Source organism: Fusibacter sp., from assembly GCF_057447755.1.
In genome coordinates, this window is record NZ_JBVBZF010000005.1 from 21892 (window position 1) to 40675 (window position 18784).

An 18784-nucleotide genomic window follows, 5' to 3' on the forward strand; every position below is an offset into this window, starting at 1 on the left:
ATATGGATAAATTTCCAACAAGTCCTGGATGTCCTGACTCAAATAAGACATCTAATTTGTCATTTGGTGAAGCACTTAAGCATCTTCAGCAGGGATCTGGGTATAAGGTGACAAGAAAAGGATGGAATGGTAAAGGAATGTGGATATCTATTCAATTTCCAGATGAAAATTCTAAAATGAGAAGGCCATATATATACATGTATCCGGCTGATGGAGAATTAGTGCCATGGGTAGCGTCTCAGTCAGACATATTGGCAGAAGATTGGATGATTTTTATTTAAAAAGCGTAGAGTTGCGCATAAACATAAGGAGAAATGAAATGCAATTAAATTTAGATCTAAGTGGTGTTAATACACTGTCTTCAAAAGTAGTAGTTCCAACAGGAAATTATTCAGTTGAAATTGAAAGAGCTGAAGTAAAAGAAACAAAGTCAAAGGGTGGATATTATATCGAACTAGGGTATAAAATTCTGTCTGGAGATCACGCTGGACTTGTACTGACTGATAGACTTAATATTGTTAATAGCAATGAAGATGCTCAAAGAATTGGGTTATCAACATTAAAAACAGTAGCAACTGTTGGTAAGCACAGAAATCCAAACCTCATATCTGACACCAATGAGCTACTTGGACTTAAATTCAATATCTATATTGAAGAAGTTGATTCTACATTTACTACAGTAGATGGTAAAGAAATCGATACAACTGAAAACAAGTTCAAATCGTACTATGAATATGAGGAAGTTAAACAGCAAGTTTCAACACCTCAACCGAAGCTTGAGATGGCCCCAGCACCTCAACCTACGGTAACGCCAGCACCTACACCACAAGTACAACAACCTAGCTTGTCCCAAGGTGAAGCGCCTGCTCCTTTACCTACTCAGGCAGCAGCGCAGTTTCCTTGGATGAAATAAGCTAGTCCGTGTTCGGGGAATTCTAGGGAGCTGTCTGTGTGGATGGCTCCCTATTTTTTAAATTAATAGAGGGGACTTAAATATGACTGAAATAAAATTAGGAATAGCTAAACTTATAGATGATGCCATTGTTAAGCAGGTGCAAGAAAAAGGAAGTCGTGACTATATGGGAGCTTCTGGACTTGGTACTGAATGTTCTAGAGAGCTGTGGTACTCATACCACCAGCCTAAGCCGATACTTGACCCTAGAGTTAATAGGATATTCAGAGTGGGAGATCTTTATGAAGATTATGTCATCAAGCTCTTGAGAGATGCTGGTATGACTATTTATACTGAAATGGAGAATGGTGAACAGTTTGGATTCGTTGATGGCAAAATAGCTGGTCATATTGACGGTGTAATTACGGGACTTCCAGAGTCTACTAAGCCCCACCTTCTTGAGATTAAATCAGCAAATGCAAAAAGATTCAAGGCGTTCACTGAAAAAGGTTTCAAGTCAGACAAAAAGTACTGGACTCAGATTCATGTTTATATGCTGAAAATGGGTCTTGGAGATTGCCTAGTGGTAGTCATCAATAAGGATAACTGCGAGTTGTATTTCGAGAGAGTAAAATTAGACAAGAAGTTTGCTGAAAGACAATTATTGCGTGGTCATGAGATATCTAACATGGTAAACGACATACCTGTTAGGCCATACAGCAAACCGACTTTTTATAAATGCAAATTTTGCAACTATCATAGTGAATGTTGGAACAACATCGAGGAGTGAAGAATGAAATTTTTAAACAACAAAGAGTGGAATGAATTTAAGGTTCTCAGAGAGAAAAGGGAATCTCTACATGAAGAAATGAAAAAATTCGAGATTGAGAAAAAGACTGTTCAGATGGATATTGAAAATAAGCTTAAACAGCTTAAGATAGATAGAGGAAGAATGGAGCAGGAATTCGAGCTTAAGGAGAAAAAAATTGTAGCAGCTTATGAAGATAAACTATCTAAAGAGCTTATGAAAATTGAGACAAAGCACCAAAGAGAACTTACCAGAGTCAAGGAAGATTCAAATGACAAGATCTCTAAAGAGATCGAAAGAATGCTTAAGAAAAACTACGACAAACTATCTGAAGCAACCATGAAGCTACACGAGGAAGGAAATGCCCAAACAAAAGCAGTCACTGAATTATCAAAAGAGGTGATCAAGGCTGTTGGTCTTTCAAACAGCACAATGCAAACCCAGCACTTAAAGTTAGAGCATATAAACGATGGAAAACATAAGTAGATGCGAATGGTGTAATGCTATAAATCACTTCAGATGGGACGGAAGACATCTCATCTGTAGTGATTGTGGTGGTGTTCACGCTAGAGAAATCTTAAATCCTTCTGAAATAGCGGAAATTGAAAAAGAGAAGAAAAAAGAGTTAGAGAAAAAATTAAAAAAAGAAGAAAAACTAAGAAGAGAGCGATATGCTCTTGATGGGTATTATGAAAGAATGCCGATAATTGAGGATTGGTGCGCTGATTATGACTTCTTTGCTTGATCATTATGAATACCATATGAGAACTGTTGAGCAGTTCATAGATGAGTTCTGGTGGGGTGATGAAGTACTTAAAAATCTTGAAGGATTTAGATCTCCAACGGCTAATATTGAAAATGTACCAATAGCAACAATTTTTGGAATGGACGTAGAAATAAATGATAGTTTACCGGATGATACCGGATATATAATAGATAAATCGTTAATGTTTAGAGGAGTAAGTGATTATGAAAAACCAATCTTCATGCCAATCATTATTTGAAATCAAAATCAAGAGAAATGAACTCCTTGGTGTTCATAGCTGCATAATGATAGTGCTGAATAATGAGATACCAGCTCCTCAAGATGCAGCTCTGCTATTAGAGGCCATGAGCGACCTAGCAAATCAGGATAAGGATACTAAAAAAGAGTTCACTATCAAAATAAAAGAAAAGCAGCTTAAACCATTATGGCATTGCTGCAATATAGTTCTTCAAAATGAATTGCAAAAAGGACATATGCACGCAACTGATATTATTCAGATTCAAACTAAACTGGCTGAAGCAATTGATGCTCAGACAATGATGGGAGTTAGACCTCTTGAACTGGTTAAGTAGCTTTGGAGAGTGGAAATGCCCAATATGCACTAAAAAGAGATTTGGTTTTCAAACAACTTGTAGATGCGGATACAATAGGGAGAAGTATATGGAACCAAGAATTGAAATGATTAAGCCACAATTTAATATTGAAGAAGAGCTTAAAAGAATTCATTTAATAATAACAAAAATTATGAGTATGAATAAAAATCCAAGTAGTGACAAGGAGCTTGATTACTGGAAAGCTCAAAGAGAGATGATAGTTAATCCAGTTTCTTCTGCTGCAAAATGGATTGTTCCAAAAGAATGAATTACTTATCAATAGACACCGAATACACGTCGTTTTTCTCACCAACAAAAAACAAGTCGGGAGAGCTGCTTCAAATAGCAATTGTTCCAATAATTAACGGAGTCAAGGAAGAACCATTCAATGAGTTCATCAGGCCATTAACAAAGATATGGAATGTGGGTGCTGAAAAAGTTCACAAAATTCCAAGAAAGAGAGCGCTAACATTTCAGCATCCTGTAGAAGCAGCTCAGAAATTAAGAAGCTTTCTTGATAAGTATGACACAGTGTTTACAGTAATCGGACACAATCCTAAAGGCGATAAGAACTACCTAGAGCGCTTCGTTAGGGATTATGGACTAATTAATGAATGGCACCGGAAAGTACGCCCAGAATGGAAATGTACCGCTGAAATGGCATCTAAAAAGAAGTCCTTGATTCCTGTGAAGAATTACAAGCTAGAAACCTTATGTAAGTACTTCAGAATTGAAACAACATCTCATGATGCACTACATGATGCAATAGCAACAGCTACTATTTATGAAATGATGAATGCCATGATAGCTGCCAATGCCACAAGGGTTAACGAAGTTGGAGAGCTTTCTGAAATCAATAAAAGAAAAAAATATCTAGATCTTAAATATGTAATGTTCAACGGAGATGGGTGTATATTTATAACTGAATATGGAACCAGTAATAAAGAGGCCCTTAGAATTATTCTTGAAGAGATTTGGAATGTCTACGGCGAAGCTTAGCTAATTCTTTAAGCTTTGAATCGATATCATCTTTTAGTGCCCCATATCCTTCTGGACTTGTTATTTGCCAACCAGAGGGAATAGAAGAACACTCATATTCATGCTTATCATCACGCTGATAACATACATCAGGCACTTTAAATCCATCAGGGATTGTGCAAGTCATACCTGGAGCATTAAGTTTTGAGCAGCTAGGGATTTCTACTAGCTTAATAGTTTGAGTACCATTACAGCCCAACAGAATCAATAGCACGAAGCTTACGATGCAATTCACGCAGTTTCTCATCATCCTTTTCCTTTTCTATTTGTTCTAGAAGTCTGTCTCTTCTTGCCTTCTTGTTGGCATAATGCTTGTCGATTTTGCTATCATTCCACTTATCAACCCATCCGTCGATAATTTTAAAAATTGAGGCGATCGATTTGATCGCCCCAACAATTGATAGCAGGTTTGCCCACATTATACAGCTTCCTTAGCGGATTTAATTGCCTTGGCAATTTCAAATCCCTTAGCAACTAGTTGAGCAGCTTCCATTTCATCAACGTCTTTAAGTTGCTTCATGGCAACGTCTAGATCTTTAAATCCCTCTATAATGGAATCAGCGTCCTTTGCTAGGGCAACTACTTCCATAAGATCTCCAGTATTGATCTTTCCGTCTGCTCCGATTTTAATTCCAGCTACAGCCAATTTTTTAACTGCGTCTAGTAGTTCTAGGACTTGTTCAATCCCCATTTCTTGTTTTACTTCACCTTCCATAAAAAATCTCCTTATGTGTTAGGTCCATAGTATAATATAAGTTCCTCTATTATGAGTGGTTATAACATCATTAATAGTAGCTGGCATTGCCACGATTGCAGCCAATCGTACTTGTAAAGCTTCAGGTGTGCCAGTAAAGATTTCAATTGTCATGGAATATCCCCGTTTTATTGAGTTCGTTAATTATTATTGCTTTTTCTATCTTTGACAAATCTTCTCTCATCATTGTGTCTTTTCTTGCCTTTTCCCTCATAGCAGGGTCAATTATTTTACCGTCTACTCTATTATATTGATCTCTTTCAAACAGTTGAGGAAACCCATTGACTAGACCGGGAAGAATATCTGGAAGGACTTCAGGATTGTTTTCAAGCACTTCTCTAACGTGGTCAAACATCTCTGGAGCTTGCTGAGCTGCCTTAGCTAGAACAAAATCCTTGCCCTCTAGAATGCGATCAGTGTCTCTAGGTAGGGGAGTTCTAACGATAGATTCAGGAATTGATTGTGGTTCACGACCATAATCCTCTTCAGCACCTTTGATAATCTGAAGTGGTGTCATTCTGGCTGGCCTTTTTATTCCTTCTGGAATTGAATCAATAATTTCAGCACCTCTTGCTCTAGACAAAAGACCCTTTTCTCCACCACCAAGAATTTCCATACCTCTTTGTACTTTATATCCAATTTGCCCAAAAGCAGGTATATTTGATCTGTTCATACCAGCCTTCTCTGCAGAAACCTTTTTTGATAATGTTGTCTTGACGTTGAATAAGTTGTGCATTATCTCATTTGCATGAGCTATGTCAGCACCCTCTTCACCCATTTGTTCAGTTATAAAGTTTTTAAGCCTATTGGCTATAATTTTTTTCATATTAAGATCTACTAAATCTGGATCTTGTTTTTTATATCCTTCAGCTATACTTGCCATTAGATTTTGCTTTATTCTTTGAATATCAGATAGTGTACTTCCTTCACCAATTTCCTCTAGAAATTTGTTCATAGTTTTCTCTGCAGCAGCATTAGCTTCCTTTTGGCCATACACCTTAGAGAGATAATTATTGACATCATCCAGTAGAGATTCATCTCCTATAAAATCTTCCCAAGAATAAACTCCTTCAGATGGAACTCCTTCAATTACGAAATCTGGAGATTTTTTTGATATCTTTGACTGAATATACTCTCCTAGTTTATTTATAGCATCTTTTGCTCTTTTAAGTGCTTCCTGTCTGCTAGGGAAGCCTCCTTTTTTAGTAGGAACAAATGACATTTTTTCTGGAGAAAACTCTGCAGACTTGTTTTTAAAGAATCCTGTTTTATCAAGAAACTCTGCAGATTTCTCAGGATCTCCAAGAAGGCCAACTCTTTCAAATTCTTTAGGAGTTGCACCAGTGTATCTTGCCCTTAAGATATTAGGATCTTTAAACATGCTACCAACAGCTTTTGTTATTGCTTCAGATGTTCCTCCAAGCGCACCACCTATTGCAGACATAGATGGAACGTCTTCAACCTCTTTTGCTTCTCCAGCACCAATTGCGGCTCCAGTTGCAGCTCGTCTCATAATGCCACTTCCACCATATGGAGCAGAGCCAAGTATTTCAGCAACAAAAGAAGTTACTGGACTTTGCTCTCTTGCCTCTGATGTTTTTCCTCTAACAGCGTCTCTGACCTCTTTATATATTTCTGAATATGGTCTTTTATCGCCACTTGCTTTTTGCCATGCTGCTGAAAGACCCCCCGCAATTTCATCAGCAAAACTTAGCGTAGCACCTTGAGCTGCTGATATCCCTAAATGTTCTAGCTTTGGTGGAGTAAAAAACTCCTTGGCATTTTCAAGTATTTGTTCACGAGTTTCTGCACCACGTTCAACATTGGCTTGTCTTTTTTCTTCTACCAGCTTAGCTTCTTCTTTCCATTTAGGAAGCTCTGGAGATTCTGATGGTTCTACTTTTTTAGCTCTAGTTTTCCAGTTCATTCAACCACCTTGAATCCATCTTTCTGAGCATCTTTAAGGTCTTTAGGATTTATATCATACGTTTCTTTTCCATTCGATACTCTAACTGTTCCACCTTTTGGAAAACTTATCCCTTGAGATTCTTTAAGCCCAAATCTGCTTGTTGCATAATCTGAAGGAATTCCAGCAGCTTTTAATTGACGGACTCGCCTATCTCTTTGCTTTAATATATGTGAAGATGTTGCTCTTTTTGCGTTAGCTATTAGCTCTTTAGCCTCTTTTACAATATAACTTGGAAGCCTTCCAGTCTTCTCTCTCTTAAGCTTATCCATAAAGCTTCTTATATACCCTAATTGATTAATATAAAAAGTTCTATCGTAATCTGATAATCTTGTTTCAACATCTTTTACTAGTTGCATAACACCAAGTTTTTCAGCAAATTGACCACCATTTGCCAACGACCTTTCTGCTTTATCTAAAGATGTTATAGCTTCATCATGTTTTTTTACAACAGAATTAAAATCTTTAACTGTTTTCTGAGTTAAATCTTCTTTTGTTTTTGTCCATCCCTGTGGATATTCTTTTGGGATTTCCATTGGTTTAGCAACCACTTTTTTAGTTTTTTTGCTAACCATGACCTTCTCACCACTAATTGGATCTTCAACAACCTGAATATCTTTACCTAAATCAGTGTATTCCTTTTTTCTTACTTTTGACTTGCCTTCGGCAATACTAATCTCTTCAGTTTCTGGCCTTCTTAGGTGAGGAGCAAGACTTCCTAGAGCTTGCTCATGTGTTCCGTACTTAATATCGCCAGTTTTAGGATCTCTTATTTTATAAAGCTTATTGTCAGATGTTGTTTTTTTCTTCATCAGATATGTCATTAAATCTGAATCTTCTTTTAACTGTCTTCTATCCTCATCCAGAAGTGCTTGGCCTGCAATATCAGCAGCGTCTCCCATGTTTCCAGATAACAATCCGACAAGAAGAGGTGTAGCTCCAGACATAATAAATCTTTTATTCCTATCTTCCTGACTAGTTGGCTTTAAATAGTCGAATAATTGTTTTTCTTCTGTTGTATCTTCCATATCACTTCATTTTTAATAGTTTTTTATAAAGTTCGCGCTCTCTTTTTAGTCTTTCTTTTTCAAGACCCTCTTTCATTACTTCTCTAGTTTCGCTTCTAGCATCAATGATATTAGGTTCTGAAATGCCTTTAGATTTTCTTATAATAGTTTTTCCCATTTTCTTGCCAGGAATTTTTGCAAGACTAAGTTTTTTTTCTTTTCCAATAGATACTGATCCACCTAATTCAGATTCTTCAGCCATTGGTTCTACAGATTCTTTTTTTCTTTTTTTAAGCCTCAGCTTTGGGGATTTGTATTCCATATAAACACCTTCCTATAATTCCACAAACTTTTTCACCAAAATAACCAATAACAGATCCTAGAATATTTTTTTCTCCTGCCATGTTTCTTGCCCATGCTATTCCGGGAACTGATATTATCTTTGTAACTAGTTTAGATTTTCTCATCATCCTAACAACTGGAGAAGCCAAAAAGATATAACCAGTATAAATATGAGGATTATCTCTTCTGATACATTTTCCATACTCACGATCCTTTAAATATATCTCATATGGCATATAACCTTGAATATATAGTTCAGTACAGATAACGGTTCCAAGTAGTCCACCTCCAGACGACGGAGTTGGAACATATTCACCAGACTTCTCAAGGCCAGCAAATCCAAGTTCAAGACCTGTTTGCCCTTTAAGAATATTTCCTATTAATTTTTGATATTCATTAAGTGACTGAGAAGCTTTCTTATACTCTTGGTTAGCAATATCAGATTCAGCATTTCTGCTTATCTGAGCTATCTCTTCTGGAGATGCACCAGAAGCCTTTGCCATTCTTATCTGTCTATTCCTAGACTCTCTCATTCTTGTAGATGCTGGATCTAATCCCTCTAGTCTTTCTCGCCTTCTCTTTACAATATCCTGAACATTTGAACCAGTCTCATCGATAGATTGACCGTAAACCCTTTCACCTCTTTCTAAGCCGACCCTCTGGCCAGATGCAATTGATGGATCTGATGACAAAAGCAATTGGTTAACCCAATCTGATTGGCCAACAGTTGGTGTATAATAATTTGGCTGTTTAGCTTTTTCGTCCTGTGATTTTGCAATGTCTATACTTGCATTACCCATTCCAGAACCGATATCGTAACCTGCGCCGCCTGCCATAACTAACTCCTAAGCAAAATAACTGAAATTAATGCGTCCGTAGCTCCAGTATTCTTTAATGATATTTTTGTTTCTGTCCAGTCAGTATCGCCGTCTATTATAGCTCCACCGTTAACCTGTTTCAAAATTATCCTATATTTTGGGGTGACTTTCAAGCTATGTGCAATTTCAATCGAAATGGTTGCTGGAATATAGATGTTTTCAATTATTTGACCTTGCATATTCTCAAGTCCGACTGACCGCATAAAAACATTTATCTGATTAACCAGCTTGTCAAAATTCTCCTGATTCATTGTATTTGGTATATTAGCTATTTTCACGATTCACCCTTGACAGCTCTTTGGTTTTGAGCATATTCAATTTCATAGGCGCTGACAAGCATACCCTCGTTATTCACATTATTTGCAAATTCAAATCTCATAGAATAGCAATTTGATAAGTTAAGTGGCTTATCTTCAAATATTACAGAAGATGAAAAACTAATTGATGAATCAGTATCATCAGTTGTCCCATAATCTTTTTGAGTTTTAAGATTACAAACCCAAGATAAACTTCCAATAGACATAACAACAGCTCTTATAAATTTCTTAAGAAGTGATGGCATACCAAAGTGGTAATAACCAGTTCTATAAAATGCATTAATAGCACTTCCATTGTCACTATAGCTTGAGCTTGCTGTATATAGAGAAGTCCCATTTGAATGGTATATTACATTATTAGAAATACAAAACCCACCATCAGCATCATAACCTTTAAATAGAAACCACTCTTTATAGTAGTAGTCATAAACAAGAACAATATCATCAGCAGTAAGGGTGGCTGGTATGTAAAACATTATCAGCTCATTCTTAGTGTCTCTAATTGCTCTACATCTAGTTAAGTCAAGTCCAGTTGTATCATTTGTAAATATTGGCTCTATTAAATCACTTATCTCTATTGGCTTTCTTCCACCGCCTACATAGTAGACTCCTTTTTCTGATTGAAAGAAGCATCCATTTTCAGCTTCTACAATTGATCTATGAGAAGTGCAACCAATTCCACCAGATAAGGCACTGGTTAATCTGAATGCTCTGTCTATTAATATTCCATGAATATAATAAATCTGAAATTCTTTAAGAATAATAAGTTCATTATCACTAGCAAAAAGTCCAGATATCTCTCCTTCTGATGTTTTTCCTATCTGCTGCCTATTAAATGGAGGAAATGTTTCAACTGAAGATCCAACGCCAGTATCAGACCAAGCTATTTGACTTTTTGTATAGTCAGTTAAGTCTGTGGATGATTGCTGTTCATTTATTTTATTCCCAAGAACCATAGTGCGTCCATATATTTTTACATATTTACACTTTGGTGGAAGTCCTTTTATAAGTGTTGAATCATAAATATCTTCCATTGGAACTGCTGTTGCACCAGTAGATGTTACCACCTGAGTTGCTATACTTCCATTTAGATGAGAAACTGTAGCGTCTTGATAATATCCCCAAGTAGCATAATCAGAAATGAATATTGCACAGTGTACACGCCGCTCTAATTGTTCAGCAGCTCCATATGAAAATGATCCTGCTCCAACAGATCCGGCAGTAAATACAACAGTTGTTGCCGTAACAGAATCAACCTCAAGCATTTTAAATCTATTATCAGTTGAATCTAAGCCTCTTATAAAATCACCAGCTACATAATTATGTCCAGCATTTACATTAGCCGTTAGATTGCCAGCATTAATTGTTTGAGCACCACTAGATATTGCACCCTTTGCATAATATTCGGTTCCATTAAACGTATTTACTGTGAATGATGCTCCAGCAGCTAGTGAATCAAACTGAAGATAGTCTCCCCAATGAATTGCACCTTGTGCATCTATGAAGTAATAGGCAAGTCTATAATATTTTGCACCTGCTCCAGTTGCTGTTGTTGCATAAACTTGAGGAATTCCTGCCCTATAGATAGCATATCCATCGTATTTAAAAAGATCAGTGTTTCCAGCTATATCTGTAAAATAAAGTGAATTGTTGTACTGATCAAAATCAACTCCACCCCAACCACCTGCAGGAGCAGAGCCTGCTAAATTTATAGACTGAAAAGATCCAGCAGAGAGTTTATAGAGCCCTGTTGATCTGACACCAATAAGTTCAGATGTTGTCTTATATTCCATTATATCAAGTAATGAAAATCCAGGTGTTGTAGTAAGAGTGAATCCATATCTTTTAATAAGTTCTCTTCTGTTATTGAGAAGAACGTTCTGAAGATCAGATGCGTATTCAGGATTTCTGACTATATCAGAATCTCTCTTATTTAATCCCTTAAAATTGGTTACTGTAAGTAAAGTCATATTAATTATTGATGTAAGTACTATCAGTAATTGGAGGGTACTGAACATCATTATCCTTATCTGAAAAAAGTTGTATTACTAGATCTTTTTCTTCTTGTGTAAATACTTGAGAATTTGGAAGATCAATTGAAGAATTTATTGCATCTATCTTCCTTTCAACAAATGCAGTAAGCAATGGCTCTGTTTCTTCTGGCAATTCTGAATGTGATGTTGCGTATTTACCTAATACAACATAGTCGTTTATTGCTATGCCTGTAAGAGCTGTATCTGTTGTTATAACACCTGCAGCGTATGCATTAAGGTTTATTCCACTTTGTTTTATTACACCATCAGAATCAACAACTGTAACATGATCAGCATAATTTTCTATTGTTTCAGTTGAAAATCCAGCAGCAAGAGTTATACTTGCTCCAGAAACAAATGCCTGTATTTTACCAATTCTAATCGAAAGATCTGCGACCTTTTGTATATAAGTTAACAATATGCCATTAGTTACAGATTCTCTTGGTATTGGAGATATAAGAACGGCTTTATTTTTTATTATATATCCTAATTGAGATCTCCTCTCTTTATTACTTATTTTTGATAACTGAGTATATTTATAGCTTGTGTTGCTTGAAATATTATTTGGAGCTATTCCAACTCCACTTATACTACTAACTGAGTAAATGTCTGTTGGAAGAGAGTACGACTCCTGATCAGCAACCATGTTCATATAATAATCAACTTCAAAAATAGAAGAATCAACATCTGACATAAAAATTATGGCCTGTATTTGTTTTTGAGCATCATTAAAAAGTTTATGTAATCGTATATCAGAAAATCGATTGCTATCAACCTGATTGGAATTAAACCTTATATCGTTTATTAAATGTTCAAGTCGTCTCATCAGAGTCCCATTCCTTTTGATATTTCAACAAGTTTATTGATAGCACTTTGTTGTCTTTGTATCCTATCAAGCCTCATTTTTGCTCTAAGTTCATTTTCTCTTTCTTTTCTTTTTGCTGCAGCTCCAATTACTTTTAATCCTAGACCAGCACCTATTGCATATGGAGCATATGGACCAGATGACATAACACCATATGTAGCTAATGAAGAACCAACATCTCCACCGCTAAGAGCTTGACTTGCAGCCAATCCTTGAGCACGATTTTCAGATGGTGATGAAACCTCTGTTTTTCCAACCTCTGGTGCTATAGAGACATCATCTTCAGCAGTATCCAGCCCACCAGAATCTATTAAGTAGTTTTTTCTTCTTCTTTTTTCGTCTTCAGTCATAAAAACTCCTATTTCTTAATTATAACACAGATATCCTGAAGAATGGAATTGACAAGACTGGAGCAATCTGCCGCCTTTAGTCTTGCCATGGCAGCCACTATAGAAGCCTTTTTTGAGGCACTTGCAGCAATATCTGAATCAACCTCTATCTGCTTCGACTCTAGGCAGGTTAATTTAATTGTATCTTTATTGTCATGAATTTTATTAAGCAAGACCGCAGGGTTAGGATCTAAATATCCACATTTTTCCATCTTTTTCCTTATCTTATCATCTCTCTGTGCGTCCACTCTGATTTTCCAATTTATCGCATCTACCATCTCTGATTTCCAAACAACAAGCTCAGCTTGGAATTCTCCAAGTGTTGGCTTTGGACTCATTAGAAGCCTGTCGTATAAAGATTTTGGGAAATTTGAATCATATGCTTCGAAAGCGAATGTGTAAGCTTCGCCTGTATACTCGCCTTCAGAAACTGCAACATAAATTGGATACATTCTGCTAATTAAGTTATGGATTCTATCTTCAACTGTACATGAGTTTATTGACTCAATTGATGATGTGCCACAATTAGTAGCAGCGCTTACCCTAAAACAAACAATAGACAAAAATAATAGTAAAATTATATTTTTCACTTTATCTCCCTTATGGTTATACGAGAATGCCATTCATTCCCCGTTGCAACTGCTGACTTTGTTCTAAATTCAAAAGTTGTAGCTGCTGTAGTCGTAATATTTCCGCATACCATATTAAATGCTTCACTTCCAGATTGACTTGTAACTACATCTTGAAACTCTTCATAGTTAGCAGCTCCAGTTATATTATATACCAAGAAGTCAACAAGTCCAGTGCCACCATCTGCACCGACCGATGTGCAGAATTCATACTTAGATCCAGTACTTACGCCCTTAAGTGTTAACTGGTTACTTGAAATTGATGCAAATCCTGTGTCTCCGCTAAGAGTGCTGAGAGTAATTGTCTTATAGGCTGCTGTGGCTGCAACGCTGGTAATATGGTTGGTAGCATTTACATCTATATGTGCCACTTTCTCAACAGGAATGGCCGCTAAGAATGTGGCATCACTTCTCCATGATGCTATAGGAACCTTAATTCTATAGTTAATTTCGTCAGTATTTGCCCAAGTAATTGGAGAAGCCTGAGTAACATCAGTATCATTAATTGTAAAAATCATTGTTGTACTGGTAGCATATCTAATTTTACCAGCATTAGTGACTCTTACGCCTCCATCTATATAATCAAACCATCCACCAATTGTATTATCAGTATTGGTATCAAAATAGCTTGTATCAATTGTTTCTGGTAATGTAATTGTAAGTGTTGCTGAATCTGGTGCTCCAGAAAGCGTTATATTGCCCTCTATGTAAAGATACTTTCCAACTCTCCATTGATTTGCCGTATGGGTTGTATTTGTTGTCCAGTTTAGAGTAGCAGAAGAAGCTTCTGGATCTGTCATATTTGATCTAGCAGGAGTTATTACATGATCTTCAATACCAACTGCAACTATATGGAGATCAATATCTGCACCACCAAGAACAGATCTGCCACCCTGAAAGCCTACTGTTATGTAATCACCAGCGCTTAATTCAAATGATCCACTTATACCATTTGTTTCATTGGCACCAGTTGTTCTAGAACTCCAGTGAATAACCGTTCCATTTTTAAGAATTGCTAAATTTCCATCAGAAGATCCTGTAGCAGCATTTAAAGTTACATGAACCCTAATGTCTTTATTGGCAGTAAATTTTGTCCTAGTGTTACCAGAATCGTCAGTTGCTGAAATTAAATTTGATCCAGTATTAGTTAAGTTAGATAGATTGAACTCAATCTCATCGGTTCCATTTGTTAAATCAGACCCTAATTGGTCATATCTAAGAAATTGCTCAACCTGAAGATTCTTATATGGATATGGAGATTTAGATGTAAAATCACAGTTATCTATAAACACATCATCAGTAATATTTCCATCTGTCTTAATGGTTACACCTACTGTTCCAGATGTTTGTCCGGGTACAGATGCAACAAGAGGCAGCCATCTATCGCTTCCATCATAGTAATCAGAGCACTCGTATTCTGTACCACCAATGTCAGTACATAGTCTTATTGTTGTATCTGAAGATTTTACTTGGCATGAAAACCAAAGCTCCTGACCATAGAATTGATTTTTTGTAATATCTTGATTTATAGATAATGTCTGAGCAGTTAATGTAACCTTTAAAGATGCTGAGCCTTCAAAAACAGTAGTTGTCTCTCTAGATAAAGATCCAGCTCCAGATGTCCAGTTTTCTCCAGCAGTATTCTTTTCAAAATCCCAATTAAGTAAATAGTCTCTTTCAAATTTCTTATCAACAGGAAGTTCATCTCCAGAATCGTCAATAGAATAAAGAATATTATCAGACTTAAAATATAAAGCATGTTCATTGGCTGATGGCGTAGATGGCGTAGACTCTTCTTGCAGGCCAAGCACGACATCAAGTTCAAAAGATCCTGTTCCAAGAGGATTCATTACGGCATTTCCACTTGAATCTATCTGAAATCTACTATTAGATCCACCAGTATGGAAATCAAGTCCATACCCTGATTCTGCTCTTAGAGTAAAATCCGTACCCTCTGTTGGACTTGTAACAAGTCTACCAACATCGGTAGAATTGACTTTAAACTGAATGCTTGATTCATTAGAAGCCCCACCCTCAATTTTCATAAGAGCATCGCCAGTTTCTTTAAAATGCCAATCAACGTCAGGGGCATTTGATCCAAATCCCATGTTGCCAGTGCTTCCATCTAGTCTCATAAATTCAGTGGTATAAATTTGAAAGTATATGTCATTAGTGGTTTCATATTGAAGAATTCCAAAATCTCCTGAACTAGTTAATCTAAGTTCAGAACCATCGGAAGCTGTTTCTCCAGTTACTGTATTTGTAAGCTTAAGGTATTGATCTCCAGTTCCGCTTATATGAAGATCCCTAGCTGGTGTAGCAATTCCTATACCAAGCTCTCCAGTTATTGACACATCTGCACTTGTTGGAGCTATAACAACATCTCCTGCAGTTGATGATATTGTATTTCCATTAAGATTCAAGTTATCAACAGTAAGTCCAGCAAAAGATGGAGATGAAGTTGTTAATACTGATTGATCTTGTCCGTTAAGAAAACCAAACTCAGTTGCATCTAGATGGTAATATTCTGAAGCTGCTCCTCCCTGAAGGTTAGATAGTAAATTATGGTCTGTAATAGCTCCTACAAAATTAGTATCAAACGCAGAAGATACTCCATAAAAAGTAGCACTATTTTTCTGAATGATAATCTTACCAACAAGAAAAGCATGAGCAAGCATAAGATCTGGAAGACCATCTGGTTGAGCATCAAGAGCTGCTGGAAGAAGATAATCTCCTTGGCCATAAACCACCATCACATCGCCATCAGTCTCTAAATAAACCCAATGAACTCCATATCTATTATTAGTAAGAGTTTGAAGTCCTGTAGTCGTATCATTATATTGGGTGTTATCAATTTGAGTCTGACCAGTTACTTGAGTCCATGTACCAGCAGTAACGTACCAATACGAGAAAGTTCCAGCTCCAGAGGAATCAAAAGCTGCTGTTGTGAACTCATCAACTCCATGCCAAAAAGTACCAGCGGAAATGGCAATATTTCTTGTTCCAGTTTCGGTTAAATCTGCTCCAGAGTCGTGTGCATATGGATCAGTACCAAAAAACCTTCTGTTTAAAAGGCTTGGTAAATTATAGTTATGAATATGTTCTTTATCATTCATATGGGCTTTAGTCCCATCTCTATAGACCTTTCCTAGTAAAACATTTGTATTGTAATCAGTCCTCTCTGTTGTTGTTGCAACAACCTGTGGAGATCCAGCATTATATTCAACATAGATCCAGTTTAGATTAGCATCTGTCAAAGCAAGAGAAGAAGTTGCACCAACAGAGAAAGAAAGTAGGTCAGCAGTATCACTATTTGTTGCTCTAATTAGACCATCTATAGCACTAACATCAATCGTACCATCAGCATTGTCAACAAATGAAACATCATTTAGCGTTCCAGAACTTTGTGATAAATTATGAATATCTTTATATGTAGTATATGTTGGAGATCCAATTATCTTAGAATCAATTAAGACATCTCCACCAGTTGCAGTAATTAGAAGATCACTAGCAGTATTGTCTACAGTGTTTCCATTTATTTCTACGTTATCAACAGTTAATCTTGTTGCACCAAGAACTTCATCAGACGCATTTATTGTTACACCTGATGAAACAAGCCCATTAGCGCCATCTGCTCTTATAATTGTATTATCACTGAGATCTGTTACTTCAAGCGTTGAGGCAACAACCTCACCACTACCATTAGGAGTAATGTTAACATCACCATTTACATCTGTTGATATAATAGAATTTCCATTTACTTGAATATTATCAACATCTAACTGAGTTAATCCACTTAATGCTCCGACATCATCTAGTGAGGCCAATGAATCCTGAACAACAGGGACTCCAGTTCCATCCCATCTAACTAATCTATTGTCAGTACCACTACCAGATGGACCAATAAGCAATGGCAACCAGTTTGTTGAAGATCCTGAATCTTGCTTTTGGTAAAATACACCAGTTGTTGATCTGATATAAAGAGAACCAATTTCTGCATCTTTTGCAACAGATGTTGGATCATCAGAATCATTTGTCATTATCTTGGTGTCAGTATTTTTGAACCTAAGATTATCTTTCAGTAATTTAATATTTGGACCAGACGGTATAGCACCTGTTCCACCGTTTGCAGAAAAAGAAAATAAGAATAGAAATACTAATAATAATTTTTGCATAATATTACCCTATAAAGTTCATTGATATAATTGCATTTGGATCATCAATAGAAGCATTCTTAGCTGCCCTTATATATATACTGGTTCCAGCAGGAATATCAACATCAACAATTTCATCTGGCGTTAACACTAGGTGAGCTATCAGAACCGCACCTGCTGCATCTGTATATAGATTAATAAATTCACCAACATCTGAAATAACTTGAATTCTAGTACATGCTTGAGCAAGTGCTGCTACTACTTGAAGTGGTGCTGCTGCACTGGCAGGAATTGCATTAGCTCCAGTTGGAACCATTGACTGATTATCTAAAAAATCAATAACAGTTGATGTTCCCTCAACAACTGAAATATTTCCTGCTGAATCAAGTGTAGGTGTCATAGGTCTTAAGAGCGTATATCCATCAGATGCGCCTGGAACCTGTGGAAGCTCTTGGCCAAGTAATACGGAGTTGGCATCTGCCTGATCAACAACCTGAACTTCTTCACCTATGTTTGGTCCAGATGTAAATCTGAGTACATCGTACTTTCTAATTGAATGCCCAGCTATGGCCAGCACCCTCTGAGTACTTCCAGCAGCATCTATTGTATTGCCAGTAGATACCTGAGAAAGCCATCTAGGTGCCGTCATTAAACCTATTTTCCCAGATCCTTGATACTGAAAAGTAGCAAATATCTGTTCTAAAGCAATTGCGGCTCCATTGTATGTTGATTTAATACCTTTGAATAGTGATGTGAATCCTTTTAGCGCTGACATAAAACCTCCGCTCCTTTAGGGCATCTTAGTGTTATTGGAGCAATTTCTTAATATCGTCTTGCCCCTTACGTAGATATTGTAAATCAGTTTTTATAACTGCAATATCCGCTTTGTCTTTATTGTATTCTGCTTTAGTTACGAAGTCTCCAAAATAAGAAGAAACTAGAAAAGTGATTAGCACAACTAAAGTGCTAACCACGGTTCCAGTAAAAAGCAAAATCATTTTTTCTTTTAACTTTTCCATATTACAAGTCGTATCTAGAATCAGTTCCTTTAACACAGAAGTGTAAATCAGCATCTTTAGCTGCAGCCGTAGAAGCTGCAGTACACTGAACTGTTATACGGTCATAAGCAACTGCCGTCACTTGAACTGCGACATCGGCAGTAAGAGATGTAATACCACCTGCTTGACATGCTCGATTAAACGGACTCTTGAATATGATTGTATAGTTACCGACACCTAAATCAACAACACTTGAAATCTGGAATCTATCAAATCCAGTTGCCGCAGGAGTACCAGCAGTACCGTCAATGATAAAATTCAATTCTCTCATTTTTAATTGAGCGGTCTTAATAGA

24 protein-coding genes are annotated in these 18784 nt (G+C 36.6%); 9 read left to right on the plus strand and 15 right to left on the minus strand.

Translation table 11 applies throughout. The annotated features are described in order from the left end of the window. The first annotated feature begins 2 nt into the window (after window positions 1-2). The 9 genes from AC220I_RS03695 (at window position 3) to AC220I_RS03735 (ending at window position 4058) form a co-directional block, all read left to right on the plus strand. Window positions 3-281 (plus strand): DUF2829 domain-containing protein, encoded by a 279-nt coding sequence (locus tag AC220I_RS03695; protein WP_486722472.1) that lies wholly within the window; start codon window positions 3-5, stop codon window positions 279-281. Window positions 282-319: 38 nt separating this feature from the next. Continuing rightward, on the plus strand, window positions 320-913 hold the full coding sequence (locus AC220I_RS03700; RefSeq protein ID WP_486722473.1) for a DUF669 domain-containing protein: 594 nt from the start codon (window positions 320-322) through the stop codon (window positions 911-913). 82 nt (window positions 914-995) lie between these two features. Further along, complete coding sequence (locus AC220I_RS03705; RefSeq protein ID WP_486722474.1) at window positions 996-1682, plus strand: PD-(D/E)XK nuclease family protein; 687 nt, start codon at window positions 996-998, stop codon at window positions 1680-1682. A gap of 3 nt (window positions 1683-1685) precedes the next feature. Continuing rightward, window positions 1686-2186, plus strand: coding sequence for a hypothetical protein (locus AC220I_RS03710; protein WP_486722475.1), 501 nt, complete (start codon window positions 1686-1688; stop codon window positions 2184-2186). After that, the gene (locus tag AC220I_RS03715; RefSeq protein ID WP_486722476.1) at window positions 2170-2445 is read left to right on the plus strand and encodes a hypothetical protein; all 276 of its coding nucleotides are present in this window, start codon (window positions 2170-2172) and stop codon (window positions 2443-2445) included. Before AC220I_RS03710 ends, AC220I_RS03715 begins: the two co-directional genes overlap by 17 nt. Before the next feature lie 16 nt (window positions 2446-2461). Next, entirely contained in the window at window positions 2462-2704 is a 243-nt protein-coding gene (locus tag AC220I_RS03720) for a hypothetical protein (protein WP_486722477.1), read from the plus strand. After that, window positions 2670-3038 carry a hypothetical protein gene (locus AC220I_RS03725; protein ID WP_486722478.1) on the plus strand — a complete coding sequence of 123 codons (369 nt, stop codon included), beginning with the start codon at window positions 2670-2672 and terminating at the stop codon, window positions 3036-3038. Before AC220I_RS03720 ends, AC220I_RS03725 begins: the two co-directional genes overlap by 35 nt. Next, window positions 3022-3327: a hypothetical protein gene (locus tag AC220I_RS03730; RefSeq protein ID WP_486722479.1), complete on the plus strand. Its 306-nt coding sequence runs from the start codon at window positions 3022-3024 to the stop codon at window positions 3325-3327. The genes AC220I_RS03725 and AC220I_RS03730 overlap by 17 nt, the downstream gene beginning before the upstream one ends. Next, the gene (locus AC220I_RS03735; protein WP_486722480.1) at window positions 3324-4058 is read left to right on the plus strand and encodes a 3'-5' exonuclease; all 735 of its coding nucleotides are present in this window, start codon (window positions 3324-3326) and stop codon (window positions 4056-4058) included. The genes AC220I_RS03730 and AC220I_RS03735 overlap by 4 nt, the downstream gene beginning before the upstream one ends. A gap of 227 nt (window positions 4059-4285) precedes the next feature. Here AC220I_RS03735 and AC220I_RS03740 read toward each other — a convergent pair whose 3' ends face one another. The 15 genes from AC220I_RS03740 to AC220I_RS03810 all read right to left on the minus strand — a co-directional run. Next, window positions 4286-4516, minus strand: coding sequence for a hypothetical protein (locus AC220I_RS03740; protein ID WP_486722481.1), 231 nt, complete (start codon window positions 4514-4516; stop codon window positions 4286-4288). Beyond that, window positions 4516-4812: a hypothetical protein gene (locus AC220I_RS03745; protein WP_486722482.1), complete on the minus strand. Its 297-nt coding sequence runs from the start codon at window positions 4810-4812 to the stop codon at window positions 4516-4518. Before AC220I_RS03745 ends, AC220I_RS03740 begins: the two co-directional genes overlap by 1 nt. Window positions 4813-4954: 142 nt before the next feature. Then, a complete protein-coding gene (locus tag AC220I_RS03750; protein ID WP_486722483.1) occupies window positions 4955-6778 on the minus strand; it encodes a hypothetical protein in 1824 nt (607 codons plus the stop codon). After that, entirely contained in the window at window positions 6775-7845 is a 1071-nt protein-coding gene (locus tag AC220I_RS03755; RefSeq protein WP_486722484.1) for a hypothetical protein, read from the minus strand. Before AC220I_RS03755 ends, AC220I_RS03750 begins: the two co-directional genes overlap by 4 nt. A 1-nt stretch (window position 7846) precedes the next feature. Further along, window positions 7847-8146 (minus strand): hypothetical protein, encoded by a 300-nt coding sequence (locus AC220I_RS03760; RefSeq protein ID WP_486722485.1) that lies wholly within the window; start codon window positions 8144-8146, stop codon window positions 7847-7849. Continuing rightward, the gene (locus AC220I_RS03765) at window positions 8115-9002 is read right to left on the minus strand and encodes a hypothetical protein (protein WP_486722486.1); all 888 of its coding nucleotides are present in this window, start codon (window positions 9000-9002) and stop codon (window positions 8115-8117) included. The genes AC220I_RS03760 and AC220I_RS03765 overlap by 32 nt, the downstream gene beginning before the upstream one ends. A gap of 2 nt (window positions 9003-9004) precedes the next feature. Beyond that, a complete protein-coding gene (locus AC220I_RS03770) occupies window positions 9005-9322 on the minus strand; it encodes a hypothetical protein (protein ID WP_486722487.1) in 318 nt (105 codons plus the stop codon). Next, window positions 9319-11331, minus strand: coding sequence for a hypothetical protein (locus tag AC220I_RS03775; RefSeq protein ID WP_486722488.1), 2013 nt, complete (start codon window positions 11329-11331; stop codon window positions 9319-9321). The genes AC220I_RS03770 and AC220I_RS03775 overlap by 4 nt, the downstream gene beginning before the upstream one ends. Before the next feature lies 1 nt (window position 11332). Then, window positions 11333-12220: a phage adaptor protein gene (locus tag AC220I_RS03780; RefSeq protein ID WP_486722489.1), complete on the minus strand. Its 888-nt coding sequence runs from the start codon at window positions 12218-12220 to the stop codon at window positions 11333-11335. Further along, on the minus strand, window positions 12220-12609 hold the full coding sequence (locus tag AC220I_RS03785; RefSeq protein WP_486722490.1) for a hypothetical protein: 390 nt from the start codon (window positions 12607-12609) through the stop codon (window positions 12220-12222). The genes AC220I_RS03780 and AC220I_RS03785 overlap by 1 nt, the downstream gene beginning before the upstream one ends. Before the next feature lie 8 nt (window positions 12610-12617). After that, a complete protein-coding gene (locus AC220I_RS03790) occupies window positions 12618-13211 on the minus strand; it encodes a hypothetical protein (RefSeq protein WP_486722491.1) in 594 nt (197 codons plus the stop codon). A 23-nt stretch (window positions 13212-13234) separates the two neighbouring features. Continuing rightward, a complete protein-coding gene (locus tag AC220I_RS03795) occupies window positions 13235-17452 on the minus strand; it encodes a hypothetical protein (protein WP_486722492.1) in 4218 nt (1405 codons plus the stop codon). Window positions 17453-17456: 4 nt separating this feature from the next. Continuing rightward, window positions 17457-18206, minus strand: coding sequence for a hypothetical protein (locus AC220I_RS03800; protein ID WP_486722493.1), 750 nt, complete (start codon window positions 18204-18206; stop codon window positions 17457-17459). Window positions 18207-18237: 31 nt separating this feature from the next. Next, complete coding sequence (locus AC220I_RS03805; RefSeq protein ID WP_486722494.1) at window positions 18238-18450, minus strand: hypothetical protein; 213 nt, start codon at window positions 18448-18450, stop codon at window positions 18238-18240. A 1-nt stretch (window position 18451) separates the two neighbouring features. Continuing rightward, window positions 18452-18784: hypothetical protein (locus AC220I_RS03810; protein WP_486722495.1), on the minus strand; the 333-nt coding region annotated here is incomplete at its 5' end.